Genomic DNA, 11,808 nt, shown 5'->3' with positions numbered 1-11,808 from the left:
GAGGGAGGATTCGACCCCCCGTTTGGCTTGCACCTACGCCGCATTTCGAGTGCTGTGCATTCAACCACTCTGCCATCTGACCTGAAGGCGCCATTGAGAGGCTGCGGCCCTTCCGCAAGCGCCAGAGGTGCACGAACGCGCCGGCCATCGATCTATCCTAAAGCCCTTCTCCCTAATACAACGGCTCCTCGTACACCGGCTCGCCGTCGAGCAGCAGCCGCTTGATCGCCGCACGTCCCGAGGGCAGCACGGCGGCGACGACCCGCAGCTTCTGCTGGTTGCGCGCCTGCTCGAGCTTCCTGCCCTCGCCTTCAGGCACGAAATAGCTTTCGAGGCCATACTTGATCGGCAGCTTGTCGCAGAACCTTCGCCGGTCGTCGCCGCAGGACCCGCCGTAATTGGCGACGCGGCCGCGGATCAGCACTTCGGGCCTGGTGACCGCGACGGGCTCGGCATGCACCGAGACGGCCTGATAGACGCCGCCGTCAGCGGGCGCGAGCTTGACGAACACGACCGGATTGCGTGCGTCGGCTACCTTGCCGGCGAGCGCGCCGGCCGGCACTTGCGAGATGTCGTAGCGGAGCACGACATAGTCGCCGCGCAGGAGATCGCGGGGATCGACCGGCTGGGTCTGCAGGGTGACCTCCGTGCCTTCGCGCAGGATCTGCATGCGGTCGGCGACCATCAGGACCAGCAGCGCACATTGAATCAGGATGGCGGCGGCGAACAGCGCGGCTTTCGGGATGCGCTGCCAGAGCCCGGTGACGGACGCGATCATCTCGCTCATCGCCCGGCCCTCGGCAGCATGCGATTGAGCGCGGTTGCGAACAGGACGGCCACCACGCCCGCGGCGGCAAGGAAGGCCGAGCGGCGCAGCAGCGAGCCCTTCACGGCCCAGGTGATGCCCGCGACCACACCGGCGATGCCGAGCCAGCCGGCGACGATGCGCGGGCGCACATCGTCGAGCATGCCTGAGACGACGAGGCACAGCATGGCGCAGAGCAGCGCGGCATAGGCGAGCCAGGGCTCGCCGGCCGTGGATGCGGGCCAGAGCGGCGCCGCGACCAGCACGAGGGCGATCGCGCATCCTGCCAGGACTTCGCCCGGGCGCCTGGTGATTGCGGCGGACACGAGCGCAAGGATCACGCCGGCAACGCCGCACAGGATCGCCCAAAGCGGCTGGGCCGGCACCCTGGCGGTCCGGAGGCGGATGATGTCGTCGACGGTCGTCACCTCCAGCACGGCGGCGCCGGCCAGCGACAACGCGCCGTAGATCGACAGAACTGTTCCGAGGCCAAGCGCCCTCGGCGAGGGTGCGGCGGCGATGGCGAGCCCGGCGCCGAACAACAGGGCCGCACCGTTTGCGAGCACGAATGACGGTTGGGCTCCAGCGAAATCAAAGCGGAGCGATGTGGCAATCCACCACGGCAGCACGGCCAGAGCGACGAGATGAGCCGCCGCGCGCGAATTCCAGGCGAAGGCGACGCTTGCTGCGACCAGCCAGACCGCCACGAACGGAAGATGCAGGACATCGGGCGCATCGTAAGTCCGCATGCAGGTCCAGATGCCGGCGGCGGCGAGGCCGACCGCGAGCGCACCGCGCGAGCCGGTCAGCAGGGCCGCGGCAAACGCGCCGATCGACCATAACAGCATGCCGCCGGCAAAATCCTCGCCGAGATGGTACATCTGCCCGACCAGTGCGATGCCCGCACCGAAAATGATCGCCCCGATGCTGGCGCAGAGATCGGCGAGAACGGTGCGGCCGGTCGCAGCGAACCAGGCGCCGAGGCTGCCTGCGACGACCATGCCGGCGAGCAGGATCGCAAACCGCAACAGCCGCGCGATCTCCGTCCAGTGCGCCGCCACGAAGGCGAGGAACGCGGCTGCGATCAAGAGGCCGCCGACGATGGCGACGACCACGGCGATGTTGATGCCGGGCGAGAGCGGCGGCAGCGCATTGCGGATGGAGGCGGCCGCCGCCGGCGCAATCACGCCATCCGCCTCCCATTGCGCAAGATCGGCTTCGAGGCGCTGCCGGTAGGATTTGTCGAACATCGTCCTGGGATTACCTGGCTCCCGCCGGATGGCGGGACCTTGCTAGGTCGGATCGTGCGGGCGGTGGGTTCAACCCCCTCCTCGCAGCAGGGCTATCGAGCTGGCGAAGGAATACGCCGCAGGACGTCGTCATAGGGCGCGAGGTCGAGATAGGCCGTCACCTCCGCGGCCTTGCCGTCCTGCATGCGCATGATCCAGGCGTAGCTGTTCGCGTAAGGCTTGCCGTCGCGCGCCACGCCGCTGCCTTCCCAATGCGCGATGACGTGGTCGCCGTCGGCGAAGATCCTCACACTTGTCGGGCGGACCGGTGTCGACAACCGGCTCGCGAACGGGCGGACGGCGCGATCCACGAACACATCGCGGCCGCGGAATTCGCCGGCGCTCGGGCCGGACCCCTTGATGCGCCAGACCACGTCGTCATGCAGCAGGTCGGTGAAGAAGGTGGTGCCTCCTTGCGCCCAGCGATCGAACGCATCGGTGACGGTCCGCTTGTTGTCGTCCTGCGTCGAGCTGGCCTGTCCGCAAGGCGCGGCCGTCGTCAGGCTGGATGCGGTGAAAACGACCGCAGTGACGCACGCCGCGAGTGCGCGATTGAGCACGGTTGCCATTGGTGTCTCCCTTTCTGGTGCAACATGTCGTCTGCCCCGAAGTGATGCACGCGTGGTCGGCTTTGCGAGCTAACCGCGCCGCGCGACGGTGGCGCCGCCGAAGATCAGCTGCTCGACCATCGGGCGGCGCAGGAAGCGGCGCGGAAAGATGGGATCGGGCGCGGTCGCCTGGTCGAGGCGCGCCATCTGTTCAGGTGACAGCGTGATCCCGACCGCGCCAAGATTGTCTTCGGCCTGCTCCAAGGTCCGGGCCCCGATCACCGGCGCGGTGACCGCGGGATTCGCCAGCGTCCATGCGATGGCGACCTGCGAGGAGGTCGCGCCGAGCTCCCAGGCGACGGCTCGCACCGTCTCGGCCGCATCCAGCGATCGCTCGTTGAGAAGGCCGGACGACGCGATGATCGAGGCGCGCGTCGTTCCGACGGCGCGCTCCTGGGAATCCCTGAGATCGGCCCGGGAGTACTTCCCGGTGAGCACGCCGCCGCCAAGCGGCGACCAGGGCAGCACGCCCAGGCCGAGGCTCGCCGCCAGCGGAATGAGCTCGTGTTCGACCGTTCGCTCGACCAGATTATATTCGATCTGCAGGGCGACGAAGGGCGACCAGCCGCGCAGATCTGCGATCGTCTGCAGCTGTGAAATGCGCCAGGCCGGCGTGTTGCAAATGCCGACATACTGGACCTTGCCGCTGCGCACGAGATCGTCCAGACCGCGCATCACCTCATCCGGCCGCGTCGTCGCATCCCAAGCGTGGAGGTAGAGCAGGTCGATGCGATCGGTGTCGAGCTGCCTCAGGCTCTGCTCCACCGAACGAACCATGTTGAGCCGGTGGTTACCGCCGGAATTCGGGTTGCCGGGGTCGCGGGCCATGGTGAATTTGGTCGCAAGCACGAGGCGGTCGCGCTTGTCGCGCGCGAACTGGCCAACCAAGCGCTCGGAAGCGCCATTGGTGTAGTTCACCGAGGTGTCGATGAAATTGCCGCCGCGGTCGACATACAGGTCGAATATCCGACGGGCTTCGCCGGCGTCGGCTCCCCATCCCCACTCGGTCCCGAAGGTCATCGTGCCAAGCACGAGGGGAGATACGCGCAAGCCGGAGCGACCCAACAGGCGGTATTGATCCAGTGACGTCATCAGTGCCTCCATCGTATGGCGGAGACGTAGTTCCTGGCGAAAGGTGAGGCAAGTTGGCCAATGATGACCAAGGTGGTAAGATCATCTAACCAATGATCGCCGACCTGAACCTCGTTGCCGTCTTCATCGCCGTCGCGGAAGCCAAGAGTTTCCGTGGGGCCGCCGACCGGCTCGGCGTGACGCGATCCGCCGTCAGCCAGGCCATCCGGCGCATGGAGGACCGCTTGGGCGTGGCGCTCGTGCAGCGAACGACCCGCAGCGTCAGTCTCACCGAAGCAGGCATGCGCCTGCACGAGCGCGTGGCGCCGGCGGTGGCCGAAGTCGAGCAGGCGATCGATGGCGCGCGGGATCGTGACGCGCAGCCAACGGGGCAGCTGCGTCTTGCCGTGTCGTCCATCGCGGAGCGATTCATTCGCGGCCCGTTGCTGGCCGAATTCACGCACGCCAATCCCGGCGTGCAGGTCGACGTGACCGTGACCGATGAGGAATTCGACATCGTGGCCGAGGGCTTTGATGCTGGCGTCCGGCTCGGCGAAGTCATCGAGCAGGACATGATCGCGGTGCCGGTCTCAGGCGATCAGCGCCAGCTGGTCGTGGCAGCTCCGGCCTATCTGGAGCGGTTCGGCATCCCCTCTCACCCGCGCGAGCTTTCGCAGCATTGCTGCATCGGGTGGCGGCCGTCGCCGCACGTCGCGCCTTACCGCTGGGAATTTGCGGAAGGAGGGCGCGAGTTCGACGTCGCGGTGGAGCCGCGGATCACGACGAACGACATGTGGGTCATGGTGCGGACCGCCTGCGCGGGCGGCGGCCTGACGTTCGGCATGGAGGAGACGTTTCGGCCCTATATCGCACGAGGTGAGCTGGTGCCCGTGCTGAAGGAGTACTGCCCGTTCTTCCCAGGCTTCTTCCTCTATTTTCCGGACCGGCGGAATCTTCCGTCGAAGCTGCGCAGCCTCATCGATCACGTGCGTTATCGGCCGGCCAGAAAGAGTTAGAAACTGCTGGCGGGCCGAGAACGACGAAACGAAGAAGTACGTCTACGCCATAGCCCTCCATGGCTCTCGGTCATCTGTGGCGACGTCGGCAAACCGGCTCGGGCGCGGAGCTACGAGAGGCGGTAGCCTGAGAGGCTTGCCTGATCCCGACTATCGCTCGCCGTCCGGCCCGCCGCTGACAGAGATCATTGACCATTGGCCATCCTTCCGGAGGTACATTTCACTCCAGCGTCCGGAAACGGTCTTTGAAGCGTTCGTGCTGGATTCGACTTCAGCCACATAGGTGTAATGAACGACGCCAACCTTGCCGTCGAACACGACAACGCTCAGCGGCTGTAGCTTGTACGTCAGAACGCGCGGGGATGAAGGCCCTACGGACGCGATTGCGGCATCGCGACTGTGAGGCTGAGGCTACCCTGTTACCCATCCAACATAATTCGGGTGGAGGGCATCGGCCACGGAGGCCGTATCTTGGGCAACCGACATTTTCCAGAGCGCCTCTACTCGCGCCCAGAGTCCGTGCTGATCTTCGGAGAAACGATCCAATGTCACAACGATCAGTTCAAGCGGCAATGACTGATCCGCATTGATGCGGGTCAACGGTGCAGCGATCGGGTAGCTGTTTCGCAAGAACATCGCGCAATCGGCGACAAATGGCGGAGAGGGAGGGATTCGAACCCCCGATAGGCTTGCACCTATGCCGCATTTCGAGTGCGGTGCATTCAACCACTCTGCCACCTCTCCTGAAGGCGCCATGGAGGGGTTGCTGCCCCTGTGGTTGGGGGCGTTAATAGGCGAGGACGGCGGGCCAGACAAGGCGCGAAAGGGGAAAATCCGCAGCCTCTTTCAGCCCTTGTCCCGGGGGCACCGCTGATGAATCGCAACGGAGCCCTGGATTCTCGTTTTGACGCGTTTTCTCGGTCGCGAACCGGTGGCCACTTCGCTCGAAAACGCGTCTGCCCGAAAGGAACCGCCATGGAGCATCTGACAATCTCGGCCAATGGCGCCGATGTCCACCTGGTCCGCGCCGGTCGGGGCAAACCGCTGCTCCTGCTGCATGGCTGGCCGGAATTCTGGCTGACCTGGGAACCGGTGATGGCACGTCTTGCGGACCGCTTCACGCTTGTAGCGCCCGATCTCCGCGGCTTCGGCGATAGCGACAAGCCGGATGGGCCTTACGGGCCGGAGGGCCACGCGGCGGACATGCTTGCGCTGATGGACGGGCTCGGCATCGGCCGATTCGCAGTGGTCGGCCACGATGTCGGCGGCGCCGTGATGCAGCCGTTGGCCCGGAAGGCAGGCGAGCGGCTCGCCGGGCTGTTCTTCTTCGATTTCGTCTATCCCGGCATCGGGGCGCGGATGGCGGCCCCCGACAGGCTCAACCACATCTGGTACCAGTCCTTTCACCAGATGGAGATGGCGCCGCAACTGGTCGGCGCGAGCCGCGAAAGTTGCCGGCTCTATATCAGCCATTTCCTGCAAGGCTGGGCGCACCGGAAAGACGCCTTCGACGACGTCCTCGACGCCTTCGCCGACAATTTCTTCAAAGACGGCAATCTCGCCGGCGGCTTTGCACATTATCGCGCCTCCCATGCGGGACGGATCGCAATGATGAAGGGCGAGGCGCCGCGCCTGCCGCCGATCGATGTGCCGACATGCGTGCGCTGGGCCGAGCACGATCCGCTGTTTCCGTATGCGTGGACCGATCGGCTGGGCGAGACCTTCAGCGAACTCGATCTGGCGATGTTTCCCGATGTCGGCCACTTCCCGCACCGGGAGGATCCGGATCGCGCGGCCGCGGAGATCGCGGCGTTCTTTGAGCGTGTGGGGTGGAGTTGAAGTGCGGGGCGAGGCCTGTCAGAGCGGGCACACCATCGGCACCGGTTGCTGGGCTACCCCCTCCCTGGCCCTCCCCCCACAAGGCAGGAGGGAACGCACCGTCTTCGGGGGTCATCGCGTGTTCGGAAAAAACGGGGTGGGACCGCCAGACGCGGTAAACACTGGCGGTCCCGGTGCCGCTCATTGAAATACTGGCCAGGAAGGGCGGCTTCGCTGGCCGAGTGAAAGCGGCGATTTCGACCGTAGCGTGTAGTCCGCATGACGCAACGCAATCCGTCCCTTAACCTAACCGGTCAAGGTTACTCCTTGTCTGTCTTGCCCTTTTTCTTCCCGTTCTCCGTAGAATCCCGGTCTTTGCCGTTGCCGTTCTCCTTGCGGCGGTTGGTGAAGCGCGCATTGCCGAGCCCGGTGCCGATGGTGAGCACGCCCCAGCGCTCGACATCCTGCATGAACGGCACTTCCGACAGGCCCTGAACGACGCCGTCATTGTGCATCAGGATCGCAGTATCGTGCTCGCCGATGACGGGGATCGCCTCGACGAGGCTCGCCGGCAGGTTGAACTTGCTGCTCTCCCAATTGCCGGGGAGATTCTGCGCGCCCTTCTCGATCGAACCGTCCGCGTTGATCACGCCGGGACAGGCGATGCCGATGAACGGCGCGAGCTTGTAGCCTTCGTTCTCGGCTTCCGTGATCAGCCCCTTCAGCATCTTGGTGAGCCGCTTCACCGCGGCTTCGCGCGTCGGCTCGTCGTCGGCATGACGCCACAGCTCGGAATGCACCACCTTGGCCTTCGACAGATCTTTGGCCTTTTTCCAGCTGGTTTCCACGAGGCCGCAGCGGATGTTGGTGCCGCCGATGTCGACCGCGAGGATGCTGTCATGGGCTTCGAAGATCCAGGACGGCGCCAGATGCAGCGCGCCGATCAGGCCCGCTTCATCGGGGTGATGGCGGATCGGCATCAGGTCGATCTTGAAATCCTCGGATTTCAGGATGATCTCGGTGCGCGCGATCGCGAGCTCGCCGAGCCGGGAATCGCGAAAACCGCCGCCGACCACGATGCGCTCGGTCTTGGCCCAGGCTTTTGTCTTCAGGAAGCGCCGGGTGACGTAAGCGAGCTCCTGGGCGAAGTCCTCAATGGCGCTGTGCACCACGGCGGAGGCCTCGGTGTCGTCGCCGACCAAGATCGCGTCCAGCGTCTTCTTGCTGATGTTCTCCGACGGCTCCTTGCCGAACGGGTCCTCGCCGGTCTTGCGCAGCGGCTTGCGCCAGCGGTCCAGGATGTCGCGGAACGCACCCTTGCTGGCGCGGTCGCCAAGGAAGCCGTCCTCGTCCTTCATCTCGATGTTGAAGCTGTCGATGTCCACCGACGGCAGCCGCTCGGCGCCGTGATGGGCGATGCCCGTCGTCGTCTTGACCAGTTCGTCCGTTGCCATGAGAGCCCTTGCCCGCTTAAATGTTCCGGCCGGACTAACGGCGGGGGAACCGGTTTGTTGCAAAGCCGGAGAAGATTTGGCTGAAGGCCAGCGCCCCAGCCAAATCCTTCAAATCCGGGCCCTTTTTGGCGGTTTTCCTTGACTCTCCGCTGCCGGCGGCTATAAGTCCCACAGCCGGCGCGGGGCGTTTCTCGCGCCGCTTGTTTTTGCCCGGGTTTTCAAAGGGATAACTCCCGCCCGCGCAGACACGCATAAACCCGTAGCGACTGACAAAAAGCCGGCCCGGACGAACTGTCGCGAGGCCGGGATTGAACACGAAGGAAAAAAACGATGTTCGCAGTCATCAAAACCGGCGGCAAGCAATACCGCGTCGTGCCGGATGATGTCCTGGAAGTAGGCAAGATCGAAGGCGAAGTCGGCTCGATCGTGCAGTTGAATGAAGTTCTGGTGGTCGGCGGCGACACGCCGGTGCTGGGCGTTCCGACGGTCGCGGGTGCGTCCGTCGCGGTCGAGGTGCTCGACCACAAGCGCGGCCCCAAGGTCATCGCGTTCAAGAAGCGCCGCCGCAAGAATTCGCGCCGCAAGCGCGGCTACCGCGACGAGATCACCGTGCTGCGCGTCAGCGAGATCCTGACGGACGGCGCCAAGCCCACCAAGGGCCCGCGCCCGAAGCGGGAGAAGGTGGCCAAGGAGCCGGCAGCCGAAGCCGCCGAATAAATAGAACCGATCACGCCAATTCACGAATTGAGGCGTGAGACGTTTTGAAATGATTCCGTCAAGGAATTGACCTAGACATACGCAGGATTTCGGAGACGAGCCATGGCTCACAAAAAAGCAGGCGGTTCATCGCGCAACGGACGCGATTCCAAGGGCAAGCGCCTCGGTATCAAGGCGTTCGGCGGGGAGCTCGTCACTCCCGGCAACATCATTGCGCGTCAGCGCGGCACGACCTGGCATCCGGGCCTTAATGTCGGCATGGGCACGGACCACACTCTGTTCGCCAAGATCGAGGGCCGTGTTGCGTTCCAGGCCAAAGCCAACGGCCGCACCTTCGTATCGGTGCTCCCGCTCGCCGAGGCGGCTGAATAGACGGTGGATCAAATGGAGTCCGCCGGTCCCGACTGAACCGGCGGAGTCCTAGAGATCGAGAGATCGAAGGCTCCAGGGGAGGCGGGAAACCGGCCTCCCCTTTTCTTTGACTTGCTCACTTTGAATTAGTGACTTTCACGGAGCCGGACATGTTGCAGGATTTCTCGAGCGTGACCTTGCAGGAGGCGAGACCCAGCGTCGTCGCCACCGAGCGGCTGACTTTGCGGCGCCCCACCCTCGCCGACGTCAGGACCATCGCCCGGCTCGCCAATGACCGCCGTGTCGCTGAGAACACGCGGCGCCTGCCGCACCCCTATTCGCAGGACGACGCCGTCGAGTTCATCCGCGCCACCGCCGGGCTCGGCAGCGAGACCGTGTTCCTGATCGAGCACGATACCGGGCCGATCGGCATGGTCGGGATCGACTGCTCGAAACCCGACAATGCCGAGCTCGGCTACTGGCTGGGCGTCGATCACTGGGGCCAGGGTTTTGCCACCGAGGCCGCGCGCGCTGCGATCGACTTCTTCTTCGAGGAGTTCGAGGACGAGCACCTGTACGCCGGCGCCCGCGTCACCAACCCGGCCTCGCGCAAGGTGCTGGAGAAGTGCGGCTTCCAGTGGAGCGGCGTGCAGCTGCACCGCTTCCTGGCGCTGGGCTCCTCGACCCCCGTCGACTGCTTCCGCCTGTCGCGCGGCGTATGGGCATCGCTGAAGAGCTGGAGCAGTGCGCGTCGGATGAGGTAGGGCGAGGACGCAGCCATAAACTCCGCTCGTCGTCCCGGACAAGCGTAAGCGCAGATCCGGGACCCATAATCACAGGCATCGGTGTGGGGCAGAGCTCCCACTTCGAGTCTTCGTCAAACCACTTCCTGTGGGTATGGGTCCCGGATCTGCGCTCCGCTTCGCTGCGCTTGTCCGGGACGACAGCGGAATCGTTCGGCTGCATTCAAGCCGGCGGGTTCACTTCCGCGTTCTGCCGCCCCAGATCGCGCTCGCGCAGATAGATGTAGAACCCGGCGCCGATGATGATCGCGGCACCGACCAGGGTTGCGATCGACGGGACGTCACCGAACACGACGAAGCCGAAGATCACGGCCCAGACGATCATCGAATATTGGTAGGGCACCACGACGCTGGCCGGCGCGAGCTTGAGCGAACGGTTGACGCAGAACAGCGCCGTCACCGAAATCAGACCGGCGGCCGCGAAGATCACGAGGCTGCCTGGTGTCGGCGGCACCCAGTTGAACGCCGACAGCACCGCGCCGAGCGAAAACGTGCCGACGAATTGCGATGACGCCATCACGATGTCGGGCGTCTTGCGCAGGCTGCGCGTGATCAGCATCAGCGTCGCAAACGACAGGCTGCCGCCGAGCGCGATCAGCGCCGGCAGGCTGACGGTCTGCGCGGAGGGGCGTAGCGCGATCAAGACGCCGCAGAAGCCGATCAGGATGGCGGTCCAGCGCCGCCAGCCGACCTTCTCCCCTAAGAAGATCGCCGACATCGCAGTGACGAAGATCGGACCGGCGAGATAATAGGTGATGACGTCGGCAAGCGGCAGATAAACGGTCGCGAGGAAGAAGGCTGCCACCTCCAGCGTCGACAGCACGACGCGAATCAGCTGCAAGCCGGGCCGCTCCAGATGCAGGAACTGATGACGCTGCGTCCAGATCATCGGCGACAGCAGGAGCAGCGCCGCGCAGGCGCGCAGGAACAAGAGCTGTCCCACCGAATAGGTGCCGACCAGGAACTTGCCCATGGCGTCGCCGAACGAGAACATGAAGATCGACAGCACCATCAGCGCGATGCCGGCCAGGCGCGCGGAGCGGTCGTCATAGGCTGAGAGGTTTCTGAACAGGGGCATCGACAGGGTTCGCTTCGGGGAAACGCGTCATTGCGAGCGAAGCGAAGCAATCCAGGCTGTCACCGCGGCGGCAGCCTGGATTGCTTCGTCGCTGCGCGCCTCGCAATGACGGAGGACAGGGCAGCAGCGCGATCGATAGGGCGTCGGAAGGTCCTTTTAATGGCGACAAGACACCAAACAAGTCCGCGTTCGATCAATTGAACGCATTGTCGCACTGCGCGCGGCGCGATACGGATCATTCTCCAAGTCCGTTCTCCCGTTCCGATGGTGCAGCGCATGACCGACTTCGATCCCACCCGGCATCGCATGATCCCCGCGCAACGCTGGTTTGAGGATTTCGTCGTCGGTGAACGTTTCGTGCTGCCGAGCCGAACCCAGACCTCGGCGGTGTTCGCCGCATTCCAGACCGCGAGCGGCGACACCCATCCGGTCCACTACGACGTCGAATATTGCCGCAGCCGCGGCATGCCGCATCTGCTCGCCCACGGTTTCCAGACATTGATCCACACCGCGCCCGGTGCTGGCCTGTTTCCGTTCATGGTCGAGGACTCCCTAGTCGGCTTTCTCGAGCAATCGAGCCGATTCCTGAAACCTGTGTTTGCCGACGACACGATCTATCCGGCGCTGGAAGTCGCCGAGCTGGTGCCGGGGCGCAACACCGGCGTGGTGACGCTTCGGAGCACCGTGTTCAACCAGCGCAAGGAGCTGGTACTCGAGGGCACGCAGAAATTCCTGATCCGGCGCCGGCCGGCTGGCTAATCACGGCTCCAGAATCGCGGAGATTCCGCCGCTACTCGG

At 64.7% G+C, this 11,808-nt stretch carries 13 protein-coding genes, 1 tRNA gene and 1 pseudogene; 6 read left to right on the top strand and 9 right to left on the bottom strand.

Features of this window, described 5'->3' with window-relative positions; translation table 11 throughout:
• Nucleotides 1-172: 172 nt before the first annotated feature.
• The 4 genes from ABIG06_RS13550 to ABIG06_RS13535 form a co-directional block, all read right to left on the bottom strand.
• Complete coding sequence (locus ABIG06_RS13550) at nucleotides 173-787, bottom strand: GDYXXLXY domain-containing protein (protein ID WP_370137044.1); 615 nt, start codon at nucleotides 785-787, stop codon at nucleotides 173-175.
• A complete protein-coding gene (locus ABIG06_RS13545) occupies nucleotides 784-2,055 on the bottom strand; it encodes a DUF2157 domain-containing protein (protein WP_370137043.1) in 1,272 nt (423 codons plus the stop codon). Before ABIG06_RS13545 ends, ABIG06_RS13550 begins: the two co-directional genes overlap by 4 nt.
• 92 nt (nucleotides 2,056-2,147) lie before the next feature.
• Entirely contained in the window at nucleotides 2,148-2,663 is a 516-nt protein-coding gene (locus ABIG06_RS13540) for a nuclear transport factor 2 family protein (RefSeq protein WP_370137042.1), read from the bottom strand.
• 69 nt (nucleotides 2,664-2,732) lie between these two features.
• Nucleotides 2,733-3,794 carry an aldo/keto reductase gene (locus tag ABIG06_RS13535; RefSeq protein ID WP_370137040.1) on the bottom strand — a complete coding sequence of 354 codons (1,062 nt, stop codon included), beginning with the start codon at nucleotides 3,792-3,794 and terminating at the stop codon, nucleotides 2,733-2,735.
• Nucleotides 3,795-3,886: 92 nt separating this feature from the next.
• Between ABIG06_RS13535 and ABIG06_RS13530 the strand changes: the two genes are divergently transcribed.
• A complete protein-coding gene (locus ABIG06_RS13530; RefSeq protein WP_124163572.1) occupies nucleotides 3,887-4,789 on the top strand; it encodes a LysR family transcriptional regulator in 903 nt (300 codons plus the stop codon).
• Between the two features lie 150 nt (nucleotides 4,790-4,939).
• Here the strand turns inward: ABIG06_RS13530 and ABIG06_RS13525 are convergent.
• The 3 genes and pseudogenes from ABIG06_RS13525 to ABIG06_RS13515 all read right to left on the bottom strand — a co-directional run.
• A pseudogene (locus ABIG06_RS13525) lies at nucleotides 4,940-5,182 on the bottom strand (nuclear transport factor 2 family protein); the annotation flags it as partial.
• A gap of 18 nt (nucleotides 5,183-5,200) precedes the next feature.
• Entirely contained in the window at nucleotides 5,201-5,425 is a 225-nt protein-coding gene (locus tag ABIG06_RS13520) for a hypothetical protein (RefSeq protein ID WP_199752357.1), read from the bottom strand.
• 18 nt (nucleotides 5,426-5,443) lie between these two features.
• Nucleotides 5,444-5,533: transfer RNA gene (locus ABIG06_RS13515), tRNA-Ser, on the bottom strand.
• Between the two features lie 231 nt (nucleotides 5,534-5,764).
• On the opposite strand from ABIG06_RS13515, the gene ABIG06_RS13510 reads away from it, so the two are divergent.
• Entirely contained in the window at nucleotides 5,765-6,628 is an 864-nt protein-coding gene (locus ABIG06_RS13510) for an alpha/beta fold hydrolase (RefSeq protein ID WP_124163571.1), read from the top strand.
• Between the two features lie 299 nt (nucleotides 6,629-6,927).
• On the opposite strand, the gene ABIG06_RS13505 is transcribed toward ABIG06_RS13510, so the two are convergent.
• A complete protein-coding gene (locus ABIG06_RS13505) occupies nucleotides 6,928-8,061 on the bottom strand; it encodes an ROK family protein (RefSeq protein ID WP_370137038.1) in 1,134 nt (377 codons plus the stop codon).
• A gap of 330 nt (nucleotides 8,062-8,391) precedes the next feature.
• Between ABIG06_RS13505 and rplU the strand changes: the two genes are divergently transcribed.
• From rplU to ABIG06_RS13490, 3 genes are all read left to right on the top strand, one after another.
• Nucleotides 8,392-8,778, top strand: coding sequence for a 50S ribosomal protein L21 (gene rplU / locus ABIG06_RS13500; protein WP_124163569.1), 387 nt, complete (start codon nucleotides 8,392-8,394; stop codon nucleotides 8,776-8,778).
• 102 nt (nucleotides 8,779-8,880) lie between these two features.
• The gene (gene rpmA, locus ABIG06_RS13495; RefSeq protein ID WP_370137036.1) at nucleotides 8,881-9,150 is read left to right on the top strand and encodes a 50S ribosomal protein L27; all 270 of its coding nucleotides are present in this window, start codon (nucleotides 8,881-8,883) and stop codon (nucleotides 9,148-9,150) included.
• A 149-nt stretch (nucleotides 9,151-9,299) separates the two neighbouring features.
• Nucleotides 9,300-9,893, top strand: coding sequence for a GNAT family N-acetyltransferase (locus tag ABIG06_RS13490; RefSeq protein WP_370137034.1), 594 nt, complete (start codon nucleotides 9,300-9,302; stop codon nucleotides 9,891-9,893).
• Nucleotides 9,894-10,095: 202 nt separating this feature from the next.
• On the opposite strand, the gene ABIG06_RS13485 is transcribed toward ABIG06_RS13490, so the two are convergent.
• Nucleotides 10,096-11,010 carry a DMT family transporter gene (locus ABIG06_RS13485; protein ID WP_370137032.1) on the bottom strand — a complete coding sequence of 305 codons (915 nt, stop codon included), beginning with the start codon at nucleotides 11,008-11,010 and terminating at the stop codon, nucleotides 10,096-10,098.
• Nucleotides 11,011-11,286: 276 nt separating this feature from the next.
• Between ABIG06_RS13485 and ABIG06_RS13480 the strand changes: the two genes are divergently transcribed.
• Nucleotides 11,287-11,769, top strand: coding sequence for a MaoC family dehydratase (locus ABIG06_RS13480; RefSeq protein ID WP_124163566.1), 483 nt, complete (start codon nucleotides 11,287-11,289; stop codon nucleotides 11,767-11,769).
• The last annotated feature ends 39 nt before the right edge of the window (nucleotides 11,770-11,808 follow it).

It is taken from the genome of Bradyrhizobium sp. USDA 326, from assembly GCF_049739485.1.
Lineage (GTDB): Bacteria > Pseudomonadota > Alphaproteobacteria > Rhizobiales > Xanthobacteraceae > Bradyrhizobium.
This window is presented reverse-complemented; position numbering and strand designations above follow the sequence as displayed.